This is a genomic window from Micromonospora sp. WMMD712 (genome assembly GCF_029581295.1).
Lineage (GTDB): Bacteria > Actinomycetota > Actinomycetes > Mycobacteriales > Micromonosporaceae > Micromonospora > Micromonospora carbonacea.
Window position 1 is genome coordinate 2,705,781 of record NZ_CP120743.1, and the last position, 25,424, is coordinate 2,731,204.

The following is a 25,424-nucleotide window of genomic DNA, read 5'->3' on the forward strand; positions in this document are numbered from 1 at the left end:
GCGGATGCTGAGCGGGCGGGTCAGGAGTGCGGGCAGGTGTCGCGGTACTCCTGGATCGCGCTGCCGCGCGGGGCGGGGCAGAGGAACTGTTCGTAGCGGGTGTCGTCGTCCACGAACCGCTTGAGCCAGGAGATGCTGTACTTCGCGATGGTCACGTTCGGCGAGGTGGGCGCGGAGTGGGTGGCGGCGTTCAGCTCCAGGTACGCCTTGTCGAGGCTGGCCGGCAGGCTGGTGTAGAACGGCTCGGAGTGCGAGGCGACGGGGGCCGTCGTGTCGTTCTCGGCGCCGACGACGAGGGTCGGCACGCGCACGCCGGACCAGTTCTTGGTGGTGTGCCAGCCGGTCAGCGGGATCGCCGCCTGGAGCGAGGGCCGGGTGTTCGCCGCCGACAGGGTGCCGCCGCCGCCCATGGAGTAGCCCATCACGGCGAGCCGGTTGCGGTCGATGCGGCTGCGCACGGCGCTGACGCCGACCAGGTAGTCCAGGGCCGCGAGGAGCTGGGTGCCCCGGCTCGCCGGCTGGTCGTACACCGTGAGGGTGTCGATGGTGACCACGACGAAGCCCTGGGAGGCGAGGCGGGGGCCGAGCCACGCCACGGCGGACTGGGTGTTGGTGAAGCCGGGCGCGATGGCGATCGCGCCGAAGGTGCCCTCGGCGGTGCTCGTCGGATACCACACGGTGCCGCCGCCGAAGCCGGTCACGGCGGAGCGCGCGACGGTGAGCTGGGCGGTGGCGAACGGGCCGGTGGTCGCCTCGATGCTCGCCACGGTGGGGTCGGGGCCGCGCTCGTAGGGGTTGTCGGCGTGGGCGGGGGTCGGGCCGGCGACGGCCAGGGCGAGGGTCGTGGCCAGCGCGGCGACCACGCGCCACGGGCGGCGCGACGCTGTCGACCGGGGGCGGCCGGGCGCGCGGACGGCGGAAGGCGGGACGAGATCAATCGACATGCGTCAGTTTCTCTCGCCCCGCTCGGGGCGTGCCAATCCCACCGCGCCCCTGTCACCGGGTTATGCCCGCCGCCCGGCGGCCCCCGTCAGCGGGGCAGGTAGCGGTCCAGCAGGTCGGTGCGGAACTTGCCCGCCGGGTCCAGCTCGCGAGCCAGCGCCGCGAAGTCGGCGAACCGGGGGTACGCGGCGGCGACCGCCGCCGGTTCGACCGTGAACACCTTGCCCCAGTGCGGCCGGGGCGTGAACGGGGCGAGCGCCCGTTCCACCTCGGCGAGCACGGGGGCCACCGCGTCGCCGTCGCCGATCCAGGTGAAGTGCACGGCGAGGCTGTCGCGCCCGTGCTGCGGGCTCAGCCACAGCTCGTCGGCGGCGACCGTACGCAGCTCGCAGATCTGGAGCACGGCGGCGATCCGGTCCGCCAGCGGGTCCAGCGCGGCCAGCGCCCCGGCCGCCGCCGCCCGCGGCAGGTGGTACTCCGACTGGAGCTCGTCGCCGCTGCTCGGGGTGAAGCCGAGCTGGAAGTGCGGCAGCCGCTCGTGCCACGGCCCCGGCTCGCCGAGCTGGGCGGTGCAGTTGCGCGCCGGCATGCCCGGCACCGGGTGCACGGGTTCGGCCGCCGCCGTGGTGCCGAGCCAGTCGGCCGGCGGCGGTGGGGCGTCGGCGAGCTGCTTGCGCCACACCTGGCCGATCCGGCCGTCGCCCCCGCCGCGCCAGTCGGTGAAGAGGCTGACGCTGTACGCCGACGCGAACGCCTCGTCCAGCGCCGCGCGCGGCAGGCCGAGCCGGACGTACTGGCGCACCTCGAAGGCGGGCACGACGTCCAGGGTGAGCCGGGTGACCACGCCCAGCGCGCCGAGCGCCACCACCATCCCGGCGAACCGGTCGCCGCCTTCGTCCCGGCGTACGGTCAGCAGGTCGCCGTCGGCCGTGACCAGCTCCAGCGCCGAGACGGCGGTGGCCAGGTTGCCGATCCCGTCGCCCGAGCCGTGGGTGGCGGTGGCCACCGCGCCGGCCACCGAGATGTGCGGCAGCGACGCCATCGTCGGCAGCGCGAAGCCGGCGGCGTGCAGCCGGGTGGCCAGGTCGCCATAGCGCATGGCGGCGGCGACGGTGACCGTCGCCCGCTCCCGGTCGACCTCGACCGTCTGCGGCAGCCCGGCCAACGACACCAGGTCACCGGCGGTGTCGCCGAGCCGGTTGAACGAGTGGCCCGAGCCGACCGCCCGGATCCGGTCGCTGCCGGCGACCAGCCGGCGCAGCTCGTCCAGCCCGGCCGGGCGGTGCCGCCGCGCCGCCGCGTAGCGGACGTTGCCGGCCCAGTTGCGCTCCGGCACCCCGGCGTCGTCCGGCCCGCCGCCGCCCGGCTTCCCGTCGCTCGCGTCCACGTGGCCTCTCCCGTCACTCGGCGTCGTCGGGTCGACACCCGGGCGGCACCGGCGGGCCGGGCACTGGTTGCCCGGGGCGTCGTCGGGGAACCATACGCCCATGAGCAGCTACCCGGATCCCGCCCTGCGCGGCGACGTGTACCCGTCCGAGGAGGAGATCGACCCGACCGGCGTCGGCCCGGACCCGCAGACCGACGCGCCGCTCGGGGCGTATCCGCAGGCCGGCCCGGCCGTCGGGGCGTACCCCGCGCCGTCGCCCGGCCCCGCGCCGTCGCCCGGCCCCGGGTTCGCGCCGAGGCCGGTGCCCGCGCCGTCGCCGGGGCCGGCCCCGCGCCCGCCGGTCGGGTCGCACTCGATCGTCACCCACCACCTCGACGGCTCGACCGAGGTGGTCACCGACCTCGACGGCGACGGCATCGCCGACGTGGTGCAGTTCGACCTCGACGGCGACGGCGTCCCGGACATCACCTACCTGGACAGCGACCGCGACGGCCGCCTCGACACCGTCGTCCGGGACCCGCGCCCGACGGGCTGAGGGGCAGCGCCACCGCCGCCCGCGCCGCCCGCGCCGCCCGCGCCGCCCGCGCCGCCCGACGCCGGGGCGTTGCCGGGCGTCCCTATCCTCGCGGCCATGGCCGACGAGGCGAACATGTCCACCCGGGGATTCGTGATCACGCTCTTCGTCGTCGTCGCGCTGGTCTGCTGCGGCACGCCGATCAGCGGCTTCTATCTCCAACGCAAGGACAAGGCGGACGAGCCGGGCATGCGCGCCGCCGGCGAGGCGTACCTCGACGCCGCCGTGCGGGGCGACAACGGCACGGCGTACGACCTGCTCTGCGCGGCCGAACAGCGCGGGCGGTCCCGGGCGGACTGGGACGCCACCGCCAGCGTGATCGTCGAACCGACCGGGTTCCGCATCACCGACGTCGCCGTCCGGCGGAGCAGCGACGCCCCCACGCAGCACGTCGTGACCGCCGAGGTCACCTACCCGGGCCACCCGAGCAGGGAGGTGCAGTTCCACCTCAAGAAGCAGGACGGCGGCTGGAAGGTGTGCGGCCCGCCGCCGCTGTGACCCGCGCGGCCCCCACCGGCCGGGCCCGCCCCGGCGCTCCTGTGGGCCACCGGCCCGGGACGCAGACCCGCCCGGACGCCCCCGCCCGTCACCGGCCCGGCACGCAGACCCGGCCGGTGAACGCCGGATCCGGCTCCCGGACGTCCGCCCACGCCGGATTGGCCGAGATGTCCAGCGGCGGCGCCTGCCAGCCGGCGGTGAGCCGCTGGATCAGCGTGTACTCGGGCCGGGTCCGCTGCACCGGCGTGCCCGCGAGGAAGGCGACCAGGTTGTCCCGCACCTGCGTCCGGTCGAGCAGGCCGCCGTGCACGCCCACGGTCTGGAAGACCGGGATGCCGGTGTAGTCGCCCGGCGGCGCCTCGGCGGCCGTCGTGTACGGCAGGAAGGCGACCATCCGCACGCCGGGCACCGGGCACATGAACCGGTTGCGGTAGAACGGCGCGTCGTCGAGCAGCGACCGGATGAACGGCTCGTCCGGCCCCTTGCCGGGCCCGCCGGTGAGGCGGACGGGTTCGAAGAGGGCCCGCAGGTACCAGCCGGTGACCAGGCCCCACCCCCGGCGCGCGCCCGGCGGCGGATAGTAGGCCCGGCCGGCCCCGACCAGCGGGCTGAACATGACCAGCGCGTCGACCGCCGGATGGGGCCGCCGGGCGAGGTAGGTGCGGGCCACGAGCGCCCCCTCGCTCTCCCCCACCAGGGCCACCTTCCGGCCGGTACGCCGGTGCAGCCGCTCCACCTGCGCGGCGAGCAGCTCCACGCTCTCGGCCATCGAGATCGTGGTGTCCGTCGGCCCGTAGGGCCGGGGCTCACCGTCGGGGCCCAGCCCCCGGTAGGAGAACCACTCCACCCTCGGGTCGTCCGGCCGCACGCCCCCGTACGCGGAGCCGTAGCCGGCCAGCACCACCACCGCCTGGGTGATCTCCGGTGGCAGCGGCTCGTCGAGCAGCACCCGCTCGGCCCGCAGGCTCGCCGGCACCGCGTCCACCGCCAGCGGGATCAGCACCGGCACGGCGAACGCGACCAGCACCACGAACGGCGTCACGGGCACCCGGGCCCACCTCGGCGGCGGCGCGAGCAGGGCCGCCCGGACGATCCGGACCCACAGCAGCCCGTTCACCACGCCCGCCACGGCGGCCACCGGCACCGTCCACCAGCTCGGCACGCTCCACGCCGCCGCGCCGGCCACCGTGAGCGCCACGAGGTTCAGCAGCGACCAGCCGACCAGCCTGATCGACGGCAGGCCGCCCCACCACGGGTCAACCATGGCCACCCGCTGCATGAACGGAGCGATCAGGAACATCGGCAGCAGGGACGCGAGCAGCACCCAGGACAGCGCCACCACCGACGCGGCCACCGAGATCACCGCCCACGGCGAGACGACGACCGTGACCACCACGGCGAGGATGAACGCCCGCCGCAGCATCCGGCGCACCGACGGCATCGGCATCCCGTCCGGCCACGCCAGCCGCACCATGAGGGTGTGGTAGCCCGTGCGGGCCAGCATCACCAGCCAGAACGTCGTCAGGAACTCCGGCCACGACTGGTGGTAGACGAACATCCACCGCAGGTCGTGGTAGGTGTCGTACGGCCAGACCGCGCCGGTCTGCGGCGCGAGCCCCTCGGCGGCCACGAAGCCCATCGCCACGAGCACGACGGCCTCGACGGTGGGAAAAAGGCCGGTGAGGACGAGCAGCCAGACCTGCCTGCGGCCCACGCGCCCCACCTCCGCCCGAAGCTCCCCTCGCAGGTTCCATCAGCGGGGCCCCGGTGTCAGCGGATCCGGCGAACTCGCGCCGACGGCCGGCTCCCCCGCCGGGGGCCGGGTACCGCGCCGGTGAGGGCCGGGTACCGCGCCGGGTGGCCGGGTCCCCGGCCGGGTGGCTGCTAGAGCTGGGGCATCACCTCGGCGGCGACCAGCTCGACGTGGTCCAGGTCGGCCAGGTCGAGGACCTGGAGGTAGATCCGGCCGCTGCCGATCCCGGCGAACCGGCCGATCGTGTCGACGACCTCGGCGGGGGTGCCGGCGAGGCCGTTCTCGCGCAGCTCGGCCGGCTCCCGCCCGATCCGCTCGGCCCGCCGCCGCACCTCCGCCTCGTCCCGCCCGCAGCACAGCACCAGGGCGTTGGACCAGTTCATCCCGGCCGGGTCCCGGTCGATCTCCGCGCACGCGGCCCGGACCCGCTCGAACTGCGCGGCCGTCTCCTCGACCGAGACGAACGGCAGGTTGAACTCGTCGGCGTACCGGGCCGCGAGGCGCGGCGTGCGCTTCGCCCCCTTCCCGCCGAGCAGGATCGGCGGGCGCGGCTGCTGCACCGGCTTCGGCAGGGCCGGCGAACCCTGCACCGGGTAGTAACGCCCGGCGTGGTCGAAGGTCTCACCGGCCGGGGTCTCCCAGAGCCCGGTGATGACGGCGAGCTGCTCCTCCAGCCGGTCGAACCGCTCCCCCAGCGGCGGGAACGGGATGCCGTACGCGCTGTGCTCCTCGGCGAACCAGCCGGCGCCGATGCCCAGCTCCACCCGCCCGCCGCTCATCTGGTCGACCTGCGCGACGGTGATCGCGAGGGGCCCGGGGAACCGGAAGGTGGCGGCCGTCATCAGCGTGCCCAGCCGGATCCGGGAGGTGTCCCGGGCCAGGCCGGCGAGCGTGGTCCAGGCGTCGGTGGGGCCGGGGTCGCCGCTGACCGAGCCCATCTTCAGGTAGTGGTCGGACCGGAAGAACGCGCCGTAGCCGGCGTCCTCGGCGCAGCGGGCCACGGCGAGGAGCTGGTCGTAGGTGGCGCCCTGCTGGGGTTCGGTGAAGATCCGCAGTTCCATCCCCCGAGCATAGGGAGTCGCAAGGAAGGGCCCCCTGTTAACGCCTCCGGTAGAGAAGGGAACCCCTCTCACGCCCCGCACACGCGGGTCAGGGCTGGCCGAGGCCGGCCTCGCGGGCCCGCCGGATGGCCTGGCTGCGGTCGGCGACCTGGAGCTTGCCGAGCACGTTGGACAGGTGGTTGCGGACGGTCTTCGGGCTCAGGGTCAGCCGGCGGGCGACGACGAGGTTGCTCAGCCCCTGCGCGACCAGGTCGAGCACCTCGCGCTCCCGGTCGGTCAGCCCGGGGAAGGGCGTCGGGCCGCTCGCCCGGCCCCCGGCCAGGAAGCCGATCGCCCGGCTCGCCACCACCGGCCCGAGCAGCACCTCCCCGTTGGCCACCGCCCGGACGGCGCGGTCCACCTCGCCCGGCGCGGCACCCTTGAGCAGGTAGCCCCGGGCCCCGGCGCGCAGCGCGGCGAAGACGGAGTCGTCGTCGTCCAGCATCGTCACCACCAGCACCCCGGTCCCCGGGTGCCGGCCGACGATCTCGCGGGTGGCCTCCACGCCGGACCGGCCGCCGCCGAGGTGGAGATCCATGATGATCACGTCCGGGCGGGTGAGGTCGGCGACCCGGCGGGCCCCGTCGGCGTCCGCGGCCTCGCCGACGACCTCCAGCCCCGGCGTCGACGCCAGCAGCGCCGTCATGCCGAGCCGGAACACGGGATGGTCGTCGACGACCACCACCCGGATCGCCGCCTCGTCACCGCCCACGAACGGTCACCTCCGACCCGCCCGACGCGGCCCCCACCGGCCGCGCACCATCCACCGCGGCGTCCACCGGCAGCCGACCGCCCGCCAGGCGCGGAGCGTCCACCGGCCGCGCACCGCCCACCGCGGCGGCCACCGGCGGCGTACCACCCGCCGGCCGCACACCGCCGGCCGGGAGCCCGACCAGGGGCGGCGGGGGCGGCGCGAGCCGGGCGGCGGGCACGTGCACGCTGACGACCGTCCCGCCGTCCGGACCCGGGCCGACCGCGCACACCCCGCCGATCCCCTCGGCCCGCTCCCGCATCGAGAGCATGCCGACCCCGGCCGCGATGCCCGCCCCGATGCCCCGCCCGGCGTCGGCGACCCGCACGGCGAGCCCGTCGGCGTCGCGCTCGACCAGCACCGTGCAGACCGACGCACCCGAATGCCGTTGGGCGTTGCGGACGGCCTCGGCGACGATGCCGTACACGGCGGTGGCCACCGGCTCGGGCAGCGGCAGCGGCGGGGCCTCGACCTGCACGGCCAGCCCCGAGCCGTCGTACCGCCCGGCCAGCTCGTGCAGGGCGGGGGCCAGCCCGCGCTCGCCGAGGACCGGCGGCAGCAGGCCGCGGGCCAGGTCACGGACCTGCTCGACGCCCTGGTCCGTCTCGTCGCGCAGCCGGTCCAGCAGCCGGCCGGCGGCGGCCGGGTCGACCCCGAGCAGGTTGCGGGCCGCCTGGAGGCCGAGCGCCACCCCGGCGAGGGTGGGGCCGAGGCCGTCGTGCAGGTCCCGGCGCAGCTTGCGGCGTTCCGAGTCGCGGGCCTCGGCCAGCCGGGACCGCGAGGCCACCAGCGCCCGGCTGGTGGCCGCGAGGCTGGCCGCCGAGGCGACCACGGGCGTCAGGTCGACCAGCGCCGATCGGGTACGCCCGTCGAGCCGCTCGCCGGCCCGTGCCCACGCGGTGAGCCGCCCGACCTCCCGTTCGCCCCGCCGCAGCGGCAGCACCAGCGGCTCGCCCACCGGCCCGGTCGAGGCGCAGTGGGCGGTGCAGGGCTCGGGCCCGTCCACCTCGATGCCGCACGCGCCCAGCCGCAGCGAGTCGGTGAGGCTCCGCGCCACCCCGGTCAGCACGTCGGCCGGGTCCTCGCTGGCGCTGATCCGGTCCCCCACGCCCCGCACCACCCCGAGCGGCTCGGCGGCGGCGCCGTGGATGAGCCGGTCCACCCGCCGCTGCACCCACCAGCGGCCCGGCTGCACGGCGGCGGCGACGAGGGCCGTGACCAGCACCCCGGGCACCGCCCGGCTGGCCGGGAGCAGGGCGTCCAGGGTGGTCACCCCGACGACGTACGCGGCGACCAGCAGGAACGTCAGCAGGAACCAGACCAGCGTACGGCGGACGGCGATCTCGATCCCCCACAGCCGCTGCCGCAGCACGACGGCCAGCACGGCGGCCGGGAAGAACGCCTGGGCGGCCAGCATGCCCGTCGGCGGCAGCCAGGGCGGCACCAGGTGCGCCCGGTCGGGGGGCAGCGCCACCGGGGCGAAGCTGACCGCGAGCAGCGCCGTGCCCACGGCGAGCCAGCCCAGCCCGACCCGTTCGGTGGTCGGCGCGACCCGTCGCCGCCACAGCAGCCCACCGGCGGCGACCAGCCCGAGCACCGGCACCAGGGCGGCGAGCACGGGCAGTGCCAGCTCGACCAGCGTCGCCCAGGCGGCGCTGCGGATCGGCAGCGGCGACGTGGAGCCGGTGGCGCCCGGGCCGGGCCAGGTGAGCTGGCCCAGTTCGAAGGCGGCCACGACCACCGCGCCCGTCGTCACCGCCGCCCGCGCCGGCGTCGGCAGCCGCCCCTCCCGCACCAGCCACGGCAGCACCACGATCAGCGACAGCATGCCCGGCGCCCAGCCCCAGTGCCGGGCCGAGGTGAGCCAGGTGAGCTCGGGCAGCTCGGGGTGCACCCGGACCAGGTCGGCGTACTGGGCGCCCAGGGCGGAGACCCCGCCGCCGATCCCGGTCACGGCCAGCAGCCAGGCGACCGGATGCCCCCGGCGCAGCAGGACCAGCCAGGCCACCGCCCCGTAGACGGCGCAGTCGGTGAAGTCGACGAGGAAGTAGAGCTGGGCCAGCCCCCACGGGCGGTGGGCCAGCGCCCAGCACAGCGCGGTGCCGGTGAACAGCAGCGCGCAGGCGACGGCGACGGCCCGGGCGGCGACGGGGCGGCGGTGGTCGTCGCCGGCGCCCGGGACGGGGCGGGCACGCGGCGGCGGGTCGGCCAGCATGACGTGATCCTGTCAGCCGGATCGTCGGTTGCCGATGGCCCGTTGCTCCAGGGCGGCTGTCGGTCCCGCGACAGTCGTCCACCGGCGGGCGGGGACGGGGTGGCCGCTGACGGGCACGGGAACCTCCGGGTTCTGGCGGCTGGCGGGCGGACCGACGGAGCGCTGCCGGCGACGGCCCCGGCCCGTTCGAGCATGCCGGTCCCGGTGTCCCGGGCGCCTGGTGCGTGCCGTCCCGGCCGGTCGGGAACTTCCGCAGCGCGCCGCGGGCCCGGACCGCCGGTACCGCTGTCCCTTCCCGCCGGGACGTCGGGCGACGGACCGTCTGTGCCGAGGGCGTCGACGTCGGCGTCGCGGACCGTGGCGTCGCAGGGGCGTCGCGGGTCAGGGGTGAGCAGGAGGCCGCAGTGGACGACCAGGACCGGATTCGCCTGACCGGGGCCGTGCGGGAGCTGGCCCCGGAGCTGGCCCGGCGGGCGGAGGAGATCGAGGCGGCCAGGGAGCTGCCCGTCGACCTGCTCGACCGGCTGCGGGCCGCCGGCTGCTTCCGGATGTTCGTGCCGCGCAGCCACGGCGGGTACGACGCCGACCCGCACACCGGGCTGACGGTGCTGGAGGCGCTGGCCCGTGCGGACGGGTCGACGGGCTGGACGGTGATGATCGGCGCGGAGACCCCGCACCTGCTGGCGATGCTGTCCCGGGACCAGTTCGACAAGCTGTACGCCCACGGCCCCGACGTCGTGGTGGCCGGCGGCTTCGCCCCGCAGGGGCGGGCGGAACTGGCCGACGGCGGGTTCCAGGTGACGGGGCGGTGGGCGTTCGCCAGCGGATCCCGGCACGCCGACTGGATCTTCGGCAACTGCGTGCTCACCGGCGACGGTCAGCCGCTGCCCGGCCCGGCCGGCCAGCCGGTGGAGGTCCGCTCGATGCTGTTGCCGGCCGGGCAGGTGACGGTGGCGGACACCTGGCACGCCCTCGGGCTGCGCGGCACCGGCAGTCACGACGTGCGGGCCGACTGGATCTACTGCCCGGTCGAGCGGAGCTTCGACCTGTTCGCCGGGGTGCCGTGCGTGCCGGGGCCGGGCTTCGTCGCGCCGCTGGCCCAGTTCGTCCTGCACCTGGGCGCGGTGGCCGTCGGGATCGCCCAGGGCGCCCTGGACGACACGGTCGCCCTGCTCGACGGCGACCGACGGCGGCTCTACGCCCGGCAGCCGCTGGCCGACTCGCCGGCCTTCCGGGAGCGGCTGGGCCGGGCCGACCTGCACGTCCGGGCGGCCCGGGCGCTGCTGCGGTCGCTGGCCGACGACCTGTTCCGGGCGGCGCACGACGGCGGCCCGGTCGCGCTCGCCGGGTTGCAGCCGCGCATCTCGGCCAGCCTGCCCTGGGTCACCGAGATCGCCACCGCCGCCGTGGACGCCTGTTACCGGGCGGCCGGGGGCGGCGCGGCACGGGACTCCTCGCCCGTGCAGCGCCGGTTCCGGGACATCCACACGTTCTCGCAGCACGCGGCGGCGGCCGAGGGCTGGCTGGGCAACAACGGCAGCCAGCTGCTCGGCCGCCCGGTCGAGCTCGCCTACTGACACCCCGGGCCCACGGCGGCGGCCCGACCAGGCACGGCCCGGCGCGGCCCGGCGCGGCGCGGCCCGGCGCGGCGCGGCCCGGCGCGGCCCGGCGCGGCCCGGCGCGGACCAGGCCAGGCCCGACCGGTCCCGACCGGGCGCGGGCCGGCGGGGCCGGTGGGGTCAGTCGCCCGCGCCCAGGGCGGCCACCGGGCTCACCCGGGCCGCCCGGCGCGCCGGCAGCAGCCCGGCGAGCGCCGTCGCCACCGCGAGGGCCAGCACCACCCCGGCGAGCTGCCCCGCCGGGAACTCGACGGGCGCGTCCTGGCCCAGCGCCGCGACGGTCAGCCACGAGTAGGGCAACGCCAGCAGCAGTCCGAGGGCCGCGCCGAGGACGCCGTACAGGCCCGCCTCGACCGTCAGCATCGCCCCGAGCCGGCGACGCGACATCCCGACGGCCCGCAGCAGGCCGGACTCCCGGGTGCGTTCCACCACGGACAGCGCCGTGGTGGTGCCGACGCCGACCACGGCGACGACCACGGTCAGGCCCAGCACCCCCAGCAGCACCCCCAGCAGCGCGCCGAGCTGGCCGTCCAGCTCGTCGCGGTCGTCGGCGGTCACGACGATGCCCACCTGCTGACCGCCGGCGGCGCGCAGGGCCCGCACCGCCGCCGTGCGGGCCTGCTCGTCGTCGCCCGCCACGTCGGCCAGCAGTCCGGTCGGGCCGGCCGGCACACCGAGGCGGTCCAGGTCCGCCGGGTCGACCAGCAGCCCCGCGCCGACCGGGGTGTTCGCCATGGTCGCGGCCACCCGCAGCCGCACCGACCGGTCGCCCCGGGTGACGGTCACCTCGTCGCCCGGCCGCGCGCCCGCCTCGTCGGCGAGGAACCGCAGCAGCACCACCCGCCCGGGGCCGGCGTCGGTGAGCCGGCCGGCGCTCGCGCCGAAGTCCGCCCAGGTGGCCAGCGCGCGCAGGTCCAGGTCGGTGGCGGTGAGCCCGTCGACCTCCGCGCCGGCGACGCGCACGTCGGGGCTGCTGCGGTACGGCACCACCCGGTCCAGCTCGCCGATGCCCCGGACCCGCTGCACGAGCCCGGCCGGCAGCGGCCCGTCGCCCCGGGCGGTCACGGCGACATCGGCCGGCGCCATGCCGGCGAGTTCCCGCTTGAGCAGCGTCCCGAGCGAGGCGCTGCCGACGAGCGCGCCCGCGACCAGGGTGACCCCGAGCGCGACGACGACGCTGACGGCCGACGCCCGGCGGGGCGCACCGCCGACCCCGCCGACGGCCAGCCGGCCGAGCGGGCCGAGGCGGCGCAGCGGCCAGCCGACGACGGCCAGCACCGGGCGCACCAGCAGCGGGCCGAGGGCCACCAGCGCGGCGTACGCGAGCGCGCCGGACGCCACGATCGCCAGCAGCGGCCCCGCCGGGTCGTAGTTCTCCGTGTCGGGGCCGGGCAGCCGGCTCGCCACCAGCAGGGCGGCCAGCACCGCGCCGGCCGCGAGCAGGACGCCGGCTCCGGCGCGCGCCCAGCCGATGCCGCGCCGGCCGGCCGTGGTGCTGGCGGTGCGCAGCGCCTCCAGCGGGGCGACCCGGGCGGCGGTGACCGCCGGGGCGAGCACCGCCAGCGCCGTGACCAGGGCCGCGCCGAGCGCCACGGCGACCGCCGCCGCGATCGGGTGGCCGGGCGAGGCCACGGCGAGGCCGAACGCCCGCAGCACCGGCGGCAGCCCGTGCCCGACGCCGTACGCGGCCAGCACGCCGGCCAGGCCCGCGACGATGCCGGTGCCCGCCCCCTCGACGACCAGCGCCCCGAACAGGCCGGCGCGGGGCGCCCCGACGGCGCGCAGCAGGGCGAGCTGCCGCATCCGCTGGGCGAAGACGATCCGGAACGTGGAGGTGGCGACCAGCACCGCCGCCACGACGGCGATCGCCACGAACATCGTGACGAGGGCGAAGAGGTCCTGGACACGCCCGCTGACCTCGTCGGCCTCCGCGCGGCGGGCCTCCGCCCCGGTGCGGACGACGACGCCGTCACCGACGCGCTCGGACGGGCCTGCCGACGCACCGGGAGCCGACGCACCGGAGGCCGACGCGGCGCGGGTCAGCGCGGCGGACACGGCGTCGGGGTCGGCGTCGGGGGCGAGCCGCACCTCGACCTGCCGGAGCTGGTCGGAGCCGCCGAGCCGGGCGGCGAACGCCTCCGTGGTGTAGGCGGCCTCCTCCGAGTCGTCCGGCGCGTCCACCACGCCGACGACGGTCAGCCCGACCGGCCGGTCCGGCGCGGCCCCCGCGAGCCGCACGGTGCCGCCGACGGCCAGCCCGAGCCGGTCGACGGTGCGCCGGGTGACGGCCAGTTCGCCCGCCGTGGCCGGGTACCGCCCCTGCACGACGCGGGCCGTGGCGAGCGGCCCGGAGCCGGGGTCGGCGTACACGGACAGGCCCGCGCCCCGGTCGTCGGCGAACTCGTGGAAGGCGTCCGTGCGGCCGACCGCCTCGGCGACGCCGGGCAGCCGGCGGGCCGCGTCCAGCGTCCGCAGGGAGACGCCGTCGCCGCCGGTGACGACCAGGTCGGCCGCCGCCGGGGTCCCGCTGAAGCCGGCGAGCACGGTCCGCTCGGTGACCTGGTAGGCCAGCACGGTGCCGAACACGACGAACGCCGCGACGATCACGGCCAGGCCCATCAGCAGCGTCCGGGCGGGGCGGCGGGCCGCCTCGACGAGCTGCGCGCGCAGCAGCACGGCGCGCCGGCTCACCGGGCCGCCGCCAGGCCGTGCAGGGCGGCGGTGACCGCGCCCCGGTCGGGCTCGGCCAGGTCGCCGGCGACCCGGCCGTCCGCGAGCAGCACCACCCGGTCGGCGTACGCGGCGGCGACCGGGTCGTGGGTCACCATGACGACGGTCTGCCCGAGGGTACGCACGCAGTCGCGCAGCAGGCCGAGCACCTCGGCGCCGGCGCGGGAGTCGAGGTTGCCCGTCGGCTCGTCGGCGAAGACGACCTCGGGGCGGGACACCAGGGCCCGGGCGAGGGCGACCCGCTGCTGCTGGCCCCCGGACAGCTCGCTGGGGCGGTGCGCCAGCCGGTCGCCGATGCCGAGCGCGTCCACCACGTGGTCGAGGAACTCCCGGTCGACGCCGCGCCCGGCGAGGTCGAGCGGCAGGGTGACGTTCTGCGCGGCGGTGAGCTGGGGCAGCAGGTTGAACGACTGGAAGACGAACCCGATGCGCTCCCGGCGGACCCGGGTCAGCACCCGGTCGGACTGCCGGCCGAGGTCGGTGCCGCCGAGCAGCACCTGCCCGGAGGTGGCCGGGTCGAGGCCCGCCAGGCAGTGCATGAGGGTGGACTTGCCGGAGCCGGACGGGCCCATGATCGCCGTGAACGCGGCGCGCCGGAAGCCCACCGTCACGCCGTCGAGGGCGCGTACCGCCGTGGCTCCCCTGCCGTACACCTTGACCAGGTCGACCGCCGCGACGGCCGCCGTGGGGTCAGGATGGTGCGTCGTCATGTCTCCTCCACCTCCGGTGCCGGTCACCGGGACGCCGCCGAGCCTCCCGGCACGGGGGCCGGCGGCGCATCCGTCCGGAGTCGGGTCCGCGCCCGCCGGCTCCGACTTTCGGCAGATCCGCCGGCCCGGCCGGGTGGCTACGGTGGGATGCGATGACCGGGACCCTCAGCGGCGGGTGGCGGCGGGCCGGGCAGGCCGCCGCCCTGGCCGGCATGGCCCTGCTCGGGCTGGTCGACGTCGTCGGCGACCGGATCTTCCCCGTCGACGGCGCGCTGGCCGTGCCGGTCGCGCTGGCGCAGGTCGCGCTGGCCGTCGCCACCGCGGCGGTGTGGCTGCCCGCCCACCGGCAGGGCTCCCGCCGGCTGGCGGCGGCCGGCGGCGCGGTGGCGGCCTGGTCGCTGGCGACGACGGTGGCGTGCGCCACCCTGCGCGGCACCTACGGCCTGGACGGCCGCGTGCCGGTGCGGGAATCGGCCCACCTGTGGGGGCTGGCCGAGTCGGTCGGGCTGCTCGGGGTGGTCTTCGTGCTGGCCCGGCGGGCCGCCCCGCTGCCCGCCCTGGCCGCCGTGGCCGCGACCGGCCTCGCCGCCGCCGCGCTGCCGCTGCGCGCCGAGGTCGACGCCGACCACCTGATCATCGGCATGGCCTACGCGTTGCTCGCGGCCGGGGCCGCCGCCGCCGGCATGTACCTGCGGCTCACGGAGACCGCCCGGGAGCGCCAGCTCGCGACGGTACGCGCCGAGCAGCGCGCCGAGTTCGCCCGGGACCTGCACGACTTCGTCGCCCACCACGTCACCGGGATCGTGGTGCAGGCCCAGGGCGCGCGCTACGTCGCCGAGCGGGACCCGCAGCGGGCCGTCGCCGCGCTGGAGCAGATCGAGCGGGCCGGCGCGGAGGCCATGACGGCGATGCGCCGCATGATCGGGATGCTGCGCGGTCAGGGCGGGGCGGCCGACGTCCCGGTGACGCCCCTGGCCGGGGCGGCCGACCTGGCGGAGCTGGTCGCGGCGTTCACCGCGGCCGGCCCGGTCCCGGCCCACCTGCACGCCGACGCGCCGCTCGGCGACCTGCCGGTCGAGGTGACCACCTCGGCCTACCGGGTGGTGATGGAGGCGCTGACGAACGTCCGGCGGCACGCCACCGGGGCACGGCGGGTGGACGTGCTGGTCAGCCGTACGCCGCAGTGGTTGTCGGTGCGGGTGGCCGACGACGGGCGGGGGCAGCGCGGCGGCCGGCCGGGGTTCGGGCTGACCGGGCTGACCGAGCGGGTGGGCGCGCTCGGCGGCCGGCTGCGGGCGGGCCCCGGCGTCGACGGCGGATGGCTGGTCGACGCGGCGCTGCCGCTGGGCGGCGGGTCGCCCGCCGGGCGGGGCCTTTCCGGCCCGGCGGCTCGGGGGCCCGCGGGCGGGGAGGGCGGCCGGTGATCCGGGTGCTGGTGGCCGACGACCAGGCGATGGTGCGCACCGGGTTCGGGATGATCATCGACGCGCAGCCGGACATGGAGCTGGCCGGCGAGGCGGCCGACGGCGTCGAGGCGGTCGAGCTGGCCCGCCGGCTGCGCCCCGACGTCGTGCTGCTGGACATCCGCATGCCGAGGCTGAACGGGCTGGACGCCCTGCGCCGGCTCGCCGGTCCCGGCGTCGTCGACCCGGTGCGGGTGGTCGTGGTGACCACCTTCGACCTGGACGAGTACGTGCACGCCGCGCTGCGCAGCGGCGCGTGCGGGTTCCTGCTGAAGGACTCCGGCCCCGCCCTGCTGGTGGAGGCGGTCCGGGCCGCCGTCTCCGGCGAGGCCCTGATCAGCCCGTCGATCACCGTACGACTGCTGCGGCAGCTCAGTCCGCCGGCGCCGGCGCGCCCCGACCCGGCGGGGCTGTCGCCGCGGGAGCTGGACGTGGTGCGGCTGGTGGCGCGGGGCGCGACCAACGCGGAGATCGCCGCGAAGCTGTTCATCTCCGTCGGCACGGTCAAGACGCACCTCGGCAGCGTGCAGGCGAAGCTGGACGCCCGCAACCGGGTGGAGATCGCCGCCTGGGCCTGGGAACGCCGCCTCGTGGGCTGACGGCGTACAGGTCACCGGCTGGCCCGGGGCGCCGGTCACCCGGGCCGACGGCCGGACGGTGGACGGGCCGCCCGGCCGCAGAACCGGCTACAGGTACGGGCGGGTGATCAGCTCGATGGCGTGGCCCGCCGGGTCCTTGAAGTAGACGCCCCGGCCGCCGTGCTCGGTGTTGGTCTCGCCGGGGCGGCGCATCTGCGGATCGGCCCAGTGCTCGATGCCCTGCTCGCACAGCCGTGCGTACGCCCGGTCGAACAGGTCGTCGTCGACCAGGAACGCGTAGTGCTGCATCTGGATCTCCACCGGCGGCTCGGCGAACTGGAGCAGCACGCCGTCGGTGAGCTGGATGTTGGTGAACGGGCCCCAGGACGGCGCTTCCGGCAGCTCCAGCAACTGGCGGAAGAACCGGGCCGACTCGGCGCGGTCCCTGGCGGCGATGATGGTGTGGTTGAACGTGACTGACATCGGGTTGACCTCGCGGTGCTCGACACGGATGGGGACCTGCGGTGCACAGGCCGCCGGGAGGTCCGCGTGCCGAGCCTGGGGGGTGCCCTGCCGGCGCCCGCCGTGCGGTCAGCCCTCCACCGGGTCGCCGATCCGTGCGTGGCGAGATGCCGGTCCGGTGTTCACGATCGGTGACGCTACTTGAGGCGTATCGCCACCGCAAACCTTCGGAGGCGGGGCCACCCAGCGTAGGGCGCTAGCATTGCTCTCATAACCCTGATCGAAGGACAGGCAATGGCGGCCCTCAGCATCAGAGATCTCGACGACGCGGTGCGGGAGAAGCTGCGCATCCGCGCCGCGCAGCACGGCAAGTCCATGGAAGCCGAGATCCGGGACATCCTCACCGCGGCCGTCGCCGAGGACACGCCAGCGACCGACCTGTTCAGCGCACTCGCCGAGCGCTTCGCCCGGCTGGGCGGCGTCGACCTGGAGTTGCCGTCGCGTTCCACCTCACCCCGCGCGGCGAGCCTGCCCGAATGGTGATCGTTCTCGACACCAGCGTCGTCTCCGAACTGATGCGGGCCGAGCCCGCGCCGGCGGTGCTCACCTGGCTCCGACAGAGTTCAGGCGCCGGCCTCCACACCACGGTCGTCACTGTCGCCGAGATCCGCTACGGCATCGCTCGGCTGCCCGAGGGCCAGCGTCGGGAATCGCTGCACCAAGCCGCCAACGAGATCTTCGCCGCCTCCCCTCGACAGGTGCTGCCCTTCGACCTCGCGGCAGCCGGCGCCTACGCCGACGTGGTCGCCGGCAGGGAAAGGCTCGGCCGCCCGATCGACGGGTTCGACGCCCAGATCGCCGCCATCTGCCGAACCCAAGCCGCCGCCCTCGCCACCCGCAACATCAAGGACTTCGCCGATACGGGGATCGGAGTCATCGACCCCTGGCAGGCCACGAACGCCTGAGACCACCGCCCTGCCCGCGCCGAGTCGGGCACCGGTCGGCGAGGCCGGCGGCGCACCCGGGAGCCGGACGCGGCGCCAAGCAGCACCAGCCCGATGAGCCGCTGGTCAGGTTAGGCTAACCTTTGCCGGCATGTCGACCTTCCGCAACTCGCCCAACGTCCTGTTCGAGACGACCGTGACGGCGACCCGGCGACTGTCGCCCGGATTCGTCCGCATCACGCTCGGCGACGACCGGCTGCGGGACATGGCCCCGCACCAGCGCGACCAGCGCATCAAGATCATGCTGCCGGTCGGCGGCGACTACCCGGCCGGGCTGCGGGCGGGGCTGCCCGAGCAGGGCTGGCGGCGCGAGTGGCGGTCCACGCCCGACCGCGAGCGGCCGTTGCTGCGCAGCTACACCGCGCACCGGGCCCGGCCGGCGGCGGGCGAGTTGGACCTCGACTTCTACCTGCACCAGCCGCACGGCCCGGCGAGCGGCTGGGCGGCGGGGGCCCGGCCGGGCGACCGGCTGATGCTGTCGGGTCCGCACGTGCGGGCCGGTCAGCCCGGCTACGGCGTGCAGTGGGAGCCGGGGCCGGCGACGCGGGTGCTGATCGCGGCGGACGAGACGGCGTACCCGGCGGTGCGGGGCATCCTGCCCAGCCTCGGGCCGGGGGTGCGGGCGACCGTCCTGCTGGAGGCCGGCACGGCGGCGGACGCCGCCACCCTCGACGACGTGACCGCCGGCCACTCGGTCGAGGTCCGGCTGCGCGACGGGGTCCGGGGCGGGACGGCGCTGGCCGCCATGGTGGGCGACTGGCTGGCCGAGCACGGCGCGGCGGCGGCCGGGGCGGGCAGCCGCTTCTACGCCTGGGCGGCTACGGAGAGTAGCAGGATCGCGCACCTGCGCCGGCTCTTCACGGAGGCGCACATCGCCCCGGAGCGGGTCCACACGCAGGGGTACTGGCACGACCGCCCCACCCGCGAGGAGATCACAGATTAGGTTACGCTAACCTAATCCTACCACTCTGACATCACCGTAAGTCACCAGACGGGAACCTGCACCATGCGCTCGACACCCCCTCGAACAGCCCGCCGACGTCTCCTCGCCCTCACGGTCGCCTCGGCGACGGCGCTCGTCGTGGCCGCCTGCGGCTCCGCCGACTCCGACCCGGCGGGCAGCGTCGGCGACACCAGAAGCGTCGAGCACGCGCGCGGCAAGACCGACGTGCCGGCCACGCCGACCCGGGTCGTCGTCCTCGAACCGGTGCAGCTCGACACCGCCATCGCCCTGGAGATCACCCCGGTCGGCGCGGCCGTGCTCAACGAGGCCGCGGGCGTGCCCAAGTACCTCGGGGACAAGGCCGCCGGCATCACCACCGTCGGCACCGTCCAGGAACCCAACGTGCAGAAGATCGCGGCCCTCAAGCCCGACCTGATCATCGGCACCGAGTCCCGCCACTCCGCCCTCTACGACCAGCTCACCGACGTCGCCCCGACCGTCTTCATGGCGTCCCAGGCCGACCCGTGGCAGGACAACGTGACGTTCACCGCCACCGCGCTCGGCGGCGCGGACTCCGCCGGCAAGCTGCTCACCGGCTACCAGCAGCGGTGCGCGGAGATCGCCAAGAAGTTCGGCACCGCCGGGAAGACCGCGCAGCTCATCCGCCCCCGCGACGGCGTCCTCACGCTGTACGGGCCCACCTCGTTCGCCGGCAGCACGCTGGAGTGCGTCGGCTTCAAGACCCCCCAGCGCGACTGGGAGAACTCCATCTCGGTCGACATCTCCCCCGAGCGGGTGCTGGAGGCCAAGGCCGACCACGTCTTCGTCACCACCGTCGACGTCAACGACCGCAGCACCATCCCGGCCTCGGTCGACGCCAACGCCGCCGCCTTCCCCCGCCTGCACCTGGTCGACCAGTCCTTCTGGATCACCGGGGTCGGCACGGTCGGTGGGCAGGCCGTCCTCGACGACCTCGAACGCATCCTCGCCGCGTCGAGTTGACCACCACCGCATCCGCCCGCGCGGCACGGCCGGTCCACGGCCGTGCCGCGCGTCGCCGTACCACCCGGCGGTGGCTGGCCGGCGCGGTCGCCGTACTCCTCGGGTCGTTTGTGCTGTCGATCTTCGTGGGCGCGAACCCGGTGCCCCCGTCGGACGTCTGGGCGGCGCTGCGGGGCGCCGGCACCGACGCCGCGCAGTACGTCGTCTGGGGGCAGCGCCTGCCGCGCACCCTGGCCGGGCTGCTGGTCGGCGCCGCGCTCGGGCTCGCGGGCGCCCTGATGCAGGCGTTCACCCGCAACGCGCTCGCCGAACCGGGCATCCTCGGCGTCAACGCCGGAGCCGCGGCGTTCGTCGCCGTGGGCATCGCCTTCTTCGGGGTCACCTCGCCGGCCGGCTACATGTGGCTCGCCCTGCTGGGCGCGCTCCTGGTCGCCCTCGCCGTGTACGCCGTCGGCGGCGCCGCCGACCTGCGGGCCACCCCCACCCGACTGCTGGTGACCGGCGTGGCGGCGGGCGCGGTGCTGTCCGGGCTGACCACCGCGGTCACCCTCACCCACCCCGACACCTTCGACCGGATGCGCGGCTGGAACGCCGGCAGCCTGCTCGAACGCGACACCGCCGTGGTGCTGCCGGTGCTGCCGCTGATCGTGGCCGGGCTGGTCGCGGCGCTGGTTGCGGCGCGCAGCCTCAACGCGCTCGCGCTCGGCCCGGACCTGGCCGCCGCGCAGGGCGTCAGCCTCGTCCGGACCCGGCTGCTCGTGCTGGGCGCGGTGACCCTGCTCGCCGGTGGGGCGAGCGCCGTCGCCGGCCCCATCTCGTTCGTCGGGCTCGTGGTGCCGCACCTGGTGCGCTGGGGCGTCGGCACCGACCAGCGCCGGATCCTCGCCGGCTCCGTGCTGGCCGGCGGGATCCTGGTGCTGCTCGCCGACGTGCTCGGCCGGATCGCCGTCCTGCCCAGCGAGATGCCGGTCGGCATCGTCACCGCGTTCGTGGGCGCGCCGGTGCTGATCGCGCTGGCCCGGCGGCGACGGGCCACCGCGCTGTGAGCGCCGGGAGCCGGCCGGTCCGCCGCGCCGCCGGGCGCCGCCGGCTGGTGCTCGGCACCGACCGCGCCCACGTGGCCGTCGGCGTACGCGAGGCCGCCGTCTGCGGCGTCGCCGCGCTCGTCGTCGCCGCGCTGGCGGTGGTCGGCCTCTGGCTGGGCGACTTCCCGCTCCGCTTCGACGAGGTCCTCGGCGTGCTCGGCGGCCGGACCGGCGGGCTGACCCGCACCGTCGTGCTGGAGTGGCGGCTGCCCCGCGTCGCCGCCGCCATCGCCTTCGGCGCGGCGCTCGGCGTCGCCGGGGCGATCTTCCAGACCATCACCCGCAACCCGTTGGCCAGCCCGGACATCATCGGCCTGGCCAACGGCTCGTTCTGCGGCATGCTGATCGCCCTGCTGCTGCTCGGCGGCGGCTGGCACCTGCTGATGCTCGGCTCGCTCGCCGGTGGTCTGCTGGCCGCCCTGGCGATCTACCTGCTCGCCTACCGGGACGGCCTCTCCGGGTTCCGGTTCATCGTCGTCGGGGTCGGGGTCTCCTCGATGCTCGCCGCCACCAACACCTGGCTGCTGCTCCGCGCCGACCTGGAGACGGCGCTCTTCGCCGCCGCCTGGGGCGCCGGCTCCCTCAACACCGCCACCGCCGAGGTGGTCTGGCCCGCCGCCGGGGTGGTCCTGGCGCTGCTGGCGGTCACCCCCCTGTGGGCGGCGGCCCTGGCCCAGCTCGAACTGGGCGACGACGTCGCCGCCGCCAGCGGGGTCGCGGTCGACCGGGACCGCGCCGCCCTCGTCCTGGTCGCGGTCGTCCTGGTCAGCGCCGTCACCACCGTCGCCGGCCCGATCTCCTTCGTGGCCCTGGCCGCCCCGCAGATCGCCCGCCGGGTCGTCCGGGCACCGGGCCTGCCGCTCGCCGCCACCGCCGGGGTGGGGGCGGCGCTGCTGCTCGGCGCAGACCTGGTCGCCCAGCACGTGATCCCGCTGACCGTGCCGGTGGGGGTCGTCACGGTCACCCTCGGCGGCGGGTACCTGCTCTGGCTGCTCGTCCACGAGTTCAGGAGGAACCGATGGTCGACCAACTGAACGCCCGGCTCCGCGCGGAACGCGTCACCCTCCGCTACGACCAGCGGATCGTCAGCGAGGAGCTGTCGTTCGCGGTGCCGGACGGCTCGTTCACCGTGCTCATCGGCCCGAACGCGTGCGGCAAGTCGACGCTCCTGCGGGCGCTGTCCGGGCTGCTCCGCCCCGCCGCGGGCCGCGTCCTGCTGGACGGCTCGGACCTGGTCGCCCTGCCGGCGAAGGAACGCGCCCGCCGGCTCGCGCTCCTGCCGCAGACCATGACCGCGCCCGAGGGGATCACCGTCCGGGAGCTGGTCGGCCGGGGCCGCTACGCCCACCAGCGGGTGCTCCGCCGCTTCTCCCGGGCCGACGAGGCGGCCGTCGAAGCGGCCCTGGACTCGACCGGCACGACCGACCTGGCCGACCGCCGGGCCGACGAGCTCTCCGGCGGGCAGCGGCAACGCGCCTGGATCGCCATGGTGCTGGCCCAGGAGACGCCGCTCGTGCTGCTCGACGAGCCCACCACCTACCTGGACGTCGCCCACCAGATCGACGTGCTCAACGTGCTGCACCGCCTGGTCACCCAGGGCCGCACCGTCGTGGCCGTGCTGCACGACCTCAACCACGCCGCCCGGTACGCCACCCACCTCGTGGCGATGCGCGACGGCCGGATCGTGGCCGAGGGCCCACCCGCCACGACGGTCGGCAGCGGACTCGTCACCGAGGTCTTCGGGATGCCGAACCAGGTCGTCCCCGACCCGGTCACCGGCGCGCCGCTGGTCGTGCCGGCCGACACCCGGGAACCGGGGCTCACCGGCCGGGCACCCGCTAATTCGCGAGGAGTTCGAGAAGCGGTCCGTCCGCCTGGGCAAGGGTCGGTGGGCCAGCCGACGGGCTGACCAGCACACGTCGGCAGTGGTCGAGTTCCACGGCCGGCGACCCGCTACCGACGAGTTTGCGCAGCCCATCTGGTGCATCGGTGACGCCATCGGGTCGAGTCGACTAAGTTGTTAGCTAAACGAGGAGGTCGAATGATGTCGGCTGACGCCGTGCACTACAACATGCATGACGCCAAGACCCACCTGTCACGCATCATCGAACGGGTGGAACGCGGCGAAGAGATCATCATCGACCGGGCCGGCACCCCGGTGGCGAAGGTGGTGCCGCTCGTACGACGGGCCAACCGCACCGCGGTCGGCTCCCTCGCCGGACAGGTGGACCTCTCCGGCGACTGGGACTCCCCCCAGACCAACGCCGAGATCGCCGCCGACTTCGGCATCGGCGCATGACCCTGCTGCTGGACACGCACGTCGCGCTCTGGGCCATCACCGGTGATGCGACCCTCGGCGTCGATTTCCTCGACCAGCTTCGCCACGACCCAGACATCTTCCTCTCCCCCGTCACCTTGTGGGAGATCACCATCAAGCAGGGCGCGGGAAAGCTCGTCGGGCCGCCTGACCTCGCCGAGCGGGTAAGGGAGATGGGCTTCCGTGAGCTCCCGGTGACCCATGCCCACGCCATCGCCGCCGGCCGCCTGCCGCCCCACCACCGCGACCCCTTCGACCGCATGCTGGTGGCGCAGGCGATCACCGAGGGTCTGACGCTGGCCACCCGCGACGCATCGATAGCGCTGTACGACGTGGACGTCCTCAAGGTGTGATGGACGAGCTCTTCCCGGCGCGCCCGAACGAGACAGCCCTGATGACGCCAGGAGCTGGAAAGGTAGAACATCCCATTCTACAGTTTGCCCATGGAGCGCATCGGTGTCCGGGAGCTGAACCAGAACACGAGCCAGGTGCTGGCCCGGGTGAGCCGCGGCGAGACCGTCGAGATCACCGACCGCGGGCACCCGATCGCCCGGCTTGTTCCAGTTGGTGACGACCGGTCGACGCTGGCCAGGCTGGTGGCTGCGGGGCGGGCCGTCGCCCCGACCGGCGGCGGCCCTGTCCCGCTTCCACCGAAGCTCGGCGACGAGGATGTGGACGTAGCCGCCACGCTCGCCGCGATGCGCGACGAGGAGCGTTGGTGATCTACCTCGATTCCGCCGCCGTCGTCAAGTTGGTCCGGCAGGAGGCATTCAGTGCCGACCTTGTCTCCTGGCTCAACGCTCACGACGATGCGCCGTTGGTCTCCTCCGCGCTCGTCGAGGTGGAGGTGCCCCGAGCGTTGCGCCGGTCGGCGCCGCAAGCCTTGATCGGCGTGCCGGCGGCAGTCGGACGGCTCTTCCGACTGGAGATCGACAGCACGATCCGCGCGACCGCGGCCGCGTTCGGTGAGCCGACCCTGCGCAGCCTCGACGCCATCCATCTGGCCACCGCCCAGCTTCTGACCAACGAGTCCGGAACGGCACTCATCGCCTTCGTCACCTACGACCGGCGACTGCTCGAATGCGCCAAGGAAGCAGGACTGCCCGTAGCCAGCCCCGGCCAGGACTGACCCACGCGTCCACCACTGCGGACACGCAGTCGGCGGCAGGGCCACGGCATCGGCCGTGGCCTGCGGCGTCGGGCAGTTCAGCCGGGCACCGACGAGATTCCTGCCGTTACACGGCGACCAGGACCTTGCCCCGGTTTCCTCCCCGGTCGTGGTAGAGGCTGTGGTAGGCGTTGGGTATCTCGTCGAAGCCGTGGTGGACGGTCTGCTGGTAGGTCAGCTCCCCGCGACGGATCATGCCGCCGAGTTCGTCGCGCATCCTCGACAGGTTCTCCTCGGTGAACCACTCGTGGGCGAAGATGCCGCGGATGGTCGTCCGGGGATACATGATCATCGGCAGCAGGCGCAGCCCGGTCTGCTCGCGGCCCACCTGGGTGGACCACTGCCAGCAGACCGCCACCTGGCTGTGCACGTTCAGCATCGTGAAGACCATGTCGGTGATCGTGCCGCCCAGGTTGTCGAAGTACTTGTCGACGCCGTCCGGGGCTGCCTCGACCAGCTTCTCCCGCACCCGTCCCGGCTCGTCACCGTGCCGGTACTCGACCACGGCGTCGAAGCCGAGCTCGGTGAGGAACGGGACCTTCTCCACGGACGCGGTGCTGCCCACCACGCGGGCGCCGAGCCGCTTGGCGAGCTGCCCGACCAGCGTCCCGATGGCGCCCGAGGCACCGCTGATCACCACCGTGTCACCCGGGCGGACCGTCATGAAGTGCGCCAGCGTGCCCCACGCGGTCACGCCGGGACCTCCCATGATCCCCAGCGCCGTCGTCACCGGCAGCACATCGTCGTAGTGCTGCGGATCCAGCTTGCGGTAGGCGGGGAACACCATCGGGAAAGTCTCCCCCTGCCACAGCACCTCGCCGCCGGTGCCGACGACGTGGCTGCGCCAGCCGCCGTAGCCCTGGACCAGGTCGCCCACCTGGAAACGGGCGTCCGGTCCGGCCTCGACCACCTCCATGATCGAGTCGCCGACCATGTGCTGCCCGACCGGCGTCTCCAGCGCGAGCCCGTGCAGGTACGGGTCGACGGAGACGTACCGGGTCTGGAACAGCATCTCGTCGTCGCCCAGCGCGACCGGCGCCTCCTCGATCACCTTCTCGTAGATCCGGCCGGCGTCCGGGACGCCGTCGACATGCTCGCGCACGACCCACTTCTCGAACTTCAA

Annotated in this window: 26 protein-coding genes; 16 read left to right on the forward strand and 10 right to left on the reverse strand. The window is 75.6% G+C overall.

The window, feature by feature from the left end:
• Positions 1-20: 20 nt before the first annotated feature.
• A complete protein-coding gene (locus O7633_RS11325) occupies positions 21-944 on the reverse strand; it encodes a dienelactone hydrolase family protein (RefSeq protein ID WP_282327752.1) in 924 nt (307 codons plus the stop codon).
• A gap of 86 nt (positions 945-1,030) precedes the next feature.
• Positions 1,031-2,278, reverse strand: a complete 1,248-nt coding sequence (locus O7633_RS11330; protein WP_282328525.1) for a D-arabinono-1,4-lactone oxidase — start codon at positions 2,276-2,278, stop codon at positions 1,031-1,033.
• Positions 2,279-2,429: 151 nt separating this feature from the next.
• Here O7633_RS11330 and O7633_RS11335 point away from each other — a divergent pair, with 151 nt between their 5' ends.
• A complete protein-coding gene (locus O7633_RS11335; RefSeq protein WP_278128600.1) occupies positions 2,430-2,864 on the forward strand; it encodes a hypothetical protein in 435 nt (144 codons plus the stop codon).
• A 96-nt stretch (positions 2,865-2,960) separates the two neighbouring features.
• Positions 2,961-3,401, forward strand: a complete 441-nt coding sequence (locus tag O7633_RS11340) for a hypothetical protein (protein ID WP_278128602.1) — start codon at positions 2,961-2,963, stop codon at positions 3,399-3,401.
• An 88-nt stretch (positions 3,402-3,489) separates the two neighbouring features.
• Here the strand turns inward: O7633_RS11340 and O7633_RS11345 are convergent, their stop codons facing one another.
• The 4 genes from O7633_RS11345 to O7633_RS11360 all read right to left on the reverse strand — a co-directional run bounded on the left by O7633_RS11345 (position 3,490) and on the right by O7633_RS11360 (position 9,220).
• Positions 3,490-5,115, reverse strand: a complete 1,626-nt coding sequence (locus tag O7633_RS11345; RefSeq protein WP_282327755.1) for a hypothetical protein — start codon at positions 5,113-5,115, stop codon at positions 3,490-3,492.
• A gap of 170 nt (positions 5,116-5,285) precedes the next feature.
• Positions 5,286-6,215, reverse strand: coding sequence for an LLM class F420-dependent oxidoreductase (locus O7633_RS11350; protein WP_282327757.1), 930 nt, complete (start codon positions 6,213-6,215; stop codon positions 5,286-5,288).
• A gap of 88 nt (positions 6,216-6,303) precedes the next feature.
• Positions 6,304-6,966, reverse strand: a complete 663-nt coding sequence (locus tag O7633_RS11355) for a response regulator transcription factor (protein WP_282327759.1) — start codon at positions 6,964-6,966, stop codon at positions 6,304-6,306.
• Entirely contained in the window at positions 6,956-9,220 is a 2,265-nt protein-coding gene (locus tag O7633_RS11360) for a histidine kinase (protein WP_282327760.1), read from the reverse strand. The genes O7633_RS11355 and O7633_RS11360 overlap by 11 nt, the downstream gene beginning before the upstream one ends.
• 404 nt (positions 9,221-9,624) lie before the next feature.
• On the opposite strand from O7633_RS11360, the gene O7633_RS11365 reads away from it, so the two are divergent.
• Positions 9,625-10,797: an acyl-CoA dehydrogenase family protein gene (locus tag O7633_RS11365; protein ID WP_282327762.1), complete on the forward strand. Its 1,173-nt coding sequence runs from the start codon at positions 9,625-9,627 to the stop codon at positions 10,795-10,797.
• Between the two features lie 162 nt (positions 10,798-10,959).
• Here the strand turns inward: O7633_RS11365 and O7633_RS11370 are convergent, their stop codons facing one another.
• Both O7633_RS11370 and O7633_RS11375 read right to left on the reverse strand, forming a co-directional pair.
• Positions 10,960-13,530, reverse strand: coding sequence for an ABC transporter permease (locus O7633_RS11370; RefSeq protein WP_282327763.1), 2,571 nt, complete (start codon positions 13,528-13,530; stop codon positions 10,960-10,962).
• A complete protein-coding gene (locus tag O7633_RS11375) occupies positions 13,527-14,279 on the reverse strand; it encodes an ABC transporter ATP-binding protein (RefSeq protein ID WP_282327764.1) in 753 nt (250 codons plus the stop codon). The genes O7633_RS11370 and O7633_RS11375 overlap by 4 nt, the downstream gene beginning before the upstream one ends.
• Before the next feature lie 152 nt (positions 14,280-14,431).
• Here O7633_RS11375 and O7633_RS11380 point away from each other — a divergent pair, with 152 nt between their 5' ends.
• Complete coding sequence (locus O7633_RS11380; protein WP_282327766.1) at positions 14,432-15,703, forward strand: histidine kinase; 1,272 nt, start codon at positions 14,432-14,434, stop codon at positions 15,701-15,703.
• Entirely contained in the window at positions 15,700-16,341 is a 642-nt protein-coding gene (locus tag O7633_RS11385) for a response regulator transcription factor (protein ID WP_282327768.1), read from the forward strand. The genes O7633_RS11380 and O7633_RS11385 overlap by 4 nt, the downstream gene beginning before the upstream one ends.
• 87 nt (positions 16,342-16,428) lie before the next feature.
• Here O7633_RS11385 and O7633_RS11390 read toward each other — a convergent pair whose 3' ends face one another.
• Positions 16,429-16,803, reverse strand: a complete 375-nt coding sequence (locus O7633_RS11390; RefSeq protein ID WP_282327769.1) for a VOC family protein — start codon at positions 16,801-16,803, stop codon at positions 16,429-16,431.
• 273 nt (positions 16,804-17,076) lie between these two features.
• Here O7633_RS11390 and O7633_RS11395 point away from each other — a divergent pair, with 273 nt between their 5' ends.
• From O7633_RS11395 to O7633_RS11445, 11 genes are all read left to right on the forward strand, one after another.
• A complete protein-coding gene (locus O7633_RS11395) occupies positions 17,077-17,325 on the forward strand; it encodes an Arc family DNA-binding protein (RefSeq protein ID WP_282327771.1) in 249 nt (82 codons plus the stop codon).
• Positions 17,319-17,747 carry a type II toxin-antitoxin system VapC family toxin gene (locus O7633_RS11400; RefSeq protein ID WP_282327773.1) on the forward strand — a complete coding sequence of 143 codons (429 nt, stop codon included), beginning with the start codon at positions 17,319-17,321 and terminating at the stop codon, positions 17,745-17,747. The genes O7633_RS11395 and O7633_RS11400 overlap by 7 nt, the downstream gene beginning before the upstream one ends.
• A 130-nt stretch (positions 17,748-17,877) precedes the next feature.
• Entirely contained in the window at positions 17,878-18,729 is an 852-nt protein-coding gene (locus O7633_RS11405; protein WP_282327775.1) for a siderophore-interacting protein, read from the forward strand.
• A 63-nt stretch (positions 18,730-18,792) separates the two neighbouring features.
• Positions 18,793-19,731 carry an iron-siderophore ABC transporter substrate-binding protein gene (locus tag O7633_RS11410; RefSeq protein WP_282327776.1) on the forward strand — a complete coding sequence of 313 codons (939 nt, stop codon included), beginning with the start codon at positions 18,793-18,795 and terminating at the stop codon, positions 19,729-19,731.
• Positions 19,728-20,777: an iron chelate uptake ABC transporter family permease subunit gene (locus O7633_RS11415; protein WP_282327777.1), complete on the forward strand. Its 1,050-nt coding sequence runs from the start codon at positions 19,728-19,730 to the stop codon at positions 20,775-20,777. Before O7633_RS11410 ends, O7633_RS11415 begins: the two co-directional genes overlap by 4 nt.
• Positions 20,774-21,850: an iron chelate uptake ABC transporter family permease subunit gene (locus O7633_RS11420; RefSeq protein WP_282327778.1), complete on the forward strand. Its 1,077-nt coding sequence runs from the start codon at positions 20,774-20,776 to the stop codon at positions 21,848-21,850. Before O7633_RS11415 ends, O7633_RS11420 begins: the two co-directional genes overlap by 4 nt.
• On the forward strand, positions 21,847-22,725 hold the full coding sequence (locus tag O7633_RS11425; protein WP_282328526.1) for an ABC transporter ATP-binding protein: 879 nt from the start codon (positions 21,847-21,849) through the stop codon (positions 22,723-22,725). The genes O7633_RS11420 and O7633_RS11425 overlap by 4 nt, the downstream gene beginning before the upstream one ends.
• Before the next feature lie 135 nt (positions 22,726-22,860).
• Positions 22,861-23,115, forward strand: a complete 255-nt coding sequence (locus O7633_RS11430; RefSeq protein WP_178067727.1) for a type II toxin-antitoxin system prevent-host-death family antitoxin — start codon at positions 22,861-22,863, stop codon at positions 23,113-23,115.
• The gene (locus O7633_RS11435) at positions 23,112-23,486 is read left to right on the forward strand and encodes a type II toxin-antitoxin system VapC family toxin (protein WP_282327782.1); all 375 of its coding nucleotides are present in this window, start codon (positions 23,112-23,114) and stop codon (positions 23,484-23,486) included. Before O7633_RS11430 ends, O7633_RS11435 begins: the two co-directional genes overlap by 4 nt.
• A 90-nt stretch (positions 23,487-23,576) precedes the next feature.
• Complete coding sequence (locus tag O7633_RS11440; RefSeq protein WP_282327784.1) at positions 23,577-23,855, forward strand: type II toxin-antitoxin system prevent-host-death family antitoxin; 279 nt, start codon at positions 23,577-23,579, stop codon at positions 23,853-23,855.
• Positions 23,852-24,262 carry a type II toxin-antitoxin system VapC family toxin gene (locus tag O7633_RS11445; protein ID WP_278128630.1) on the forward strand — a complete coding sequence of 137 codons (411 nt, stop codon included), beginning with the start codon at positions 23,852-23,854 and terminating at the stop codon, positions 24,260-24,262. The genes O7633_RS11440 and O7633_RS11445 overlap by 4 nt, the downstream gene beginning before the upstream one ends.
• A gap of 106 nt (positions 24,263-24,368) precedes the next feature.
• On the opposite strand, the gene O7633_RS11450 is transcribed toward O7633_RS11445, so the two are convergent.
• A complete protein-coding gene (locus O7633_RS11450; RefSeq protein WP_282327787.1) occupies positions 24,369-25,424 on the reverse strand; it encodes an NADP-dependent oxidoreductase in 1,056 nt (351 codons plus the stop codon).

Bases quoted from the DNA above. Each gene is read 5' to 3' on its own strand.
- O7633_RS11325 (WP_282327752.1), bottom strand. From the start codon at position 944: ATGTCGATTGATCTCGTCCCGCCTTCCGCCGTCCGCGCGCCCGGCCGC.
- O7633_RS11335 (WP_278128600.1), top strand. From the start codon at position 2,430: ATGAGCAGCTACCCGGATCCCGCCCTGCGCGGCGACGTGTACCCGTCC.
- O7633_RS11340 (WP_278128602.1), top strand. From the start codon at position 2,961: ATGGCCGACGAGGCGAACATGTCCACCCGGGGATTCGTGATCACGCTC.
- O7633_RS11350 (WP_282327757.1), bottom strand. From the start codon at position 6,215: ATGGAACTGCGGATCTTCACCGAACCCCAGCAGGGCGCCACCTACGAC.
- O7633_RS11360 (WP_282327760.1), bottom strand. From the start codon at position 9,220: ATGCTGGCCGACCCGCCGCCGCGTGCCCGCCCCGTCCCGGGCGCCGGC.
- O7633_RS11375 (WP_282327764.1), bottom strand. From the start codon at position 14,279: ATGACGACGCACCATCCTGACCCCACGGCGGCCGTCGCGGCGGTCGAC.
- O7633_RS11380 (WP_282327766.1), top strand. From the start codon at position 14,432: ATGACCGGGACCCTCAGCGGCGGGTGGCGGCGGGCCGGGCAGGCCGCC.
- O7633_RS11390 (WP_282327769.1), bottom strand. From the start codon at position 16,803: ATGTCAGTCACGTTCAACCACACCATCATCGCCGCCAGGGACCGCGCC.
- O7633_RS11395 (WP_282327771.1), top strand. From the start codon at position 17,077: ATGGCGGCCCTCAGCATCAGAGATCTCGACGACGCGGTGCGGGAGAAG.
- O7633_RS11400 (WP_282327773.1), top strand. From the start codon at position 17,319: ATGGTGATCGTTCTCGACACCAGCGTCGTCTCCGAACTGATGCGGGCC.
- O7633_RS11405 (WP_282327775.1), top strand. From the start codon at position 17,878: ATGTCGACCTTCCGCAACTCGCCCAACGTCCTGTTCGAGACGACCGTG.
- O7633_RS11410 (WP_282327776.1), top strand. From the start codon at position 18,793: ATGCGCTCGACACCCCCTCGAACAGCCCGCCGACGTCTCCTCGCCCTC.
- O7633_RS11430 (WP_178067727.1), top strand. From the start codon at position 22,861: ATGTCGGCTGACGCCGTGCACTACAACATGCATGACGCCAAGACCCAC.
- O7633_RS11435 (WP_282327782.1), top strand. From the start codon at position 23,112: ATGACCCTGCTGCTGGACACGCACGTCGCGCTCTGGGCCATCACCGGT.
- O7633_RS11440 (WP_282327784.1), top strand. From the start codon at position 23,577: ATGGAGCGCATCGGTGTCCGGGAGCTGAACCAGAACACGAGCCAGGTG.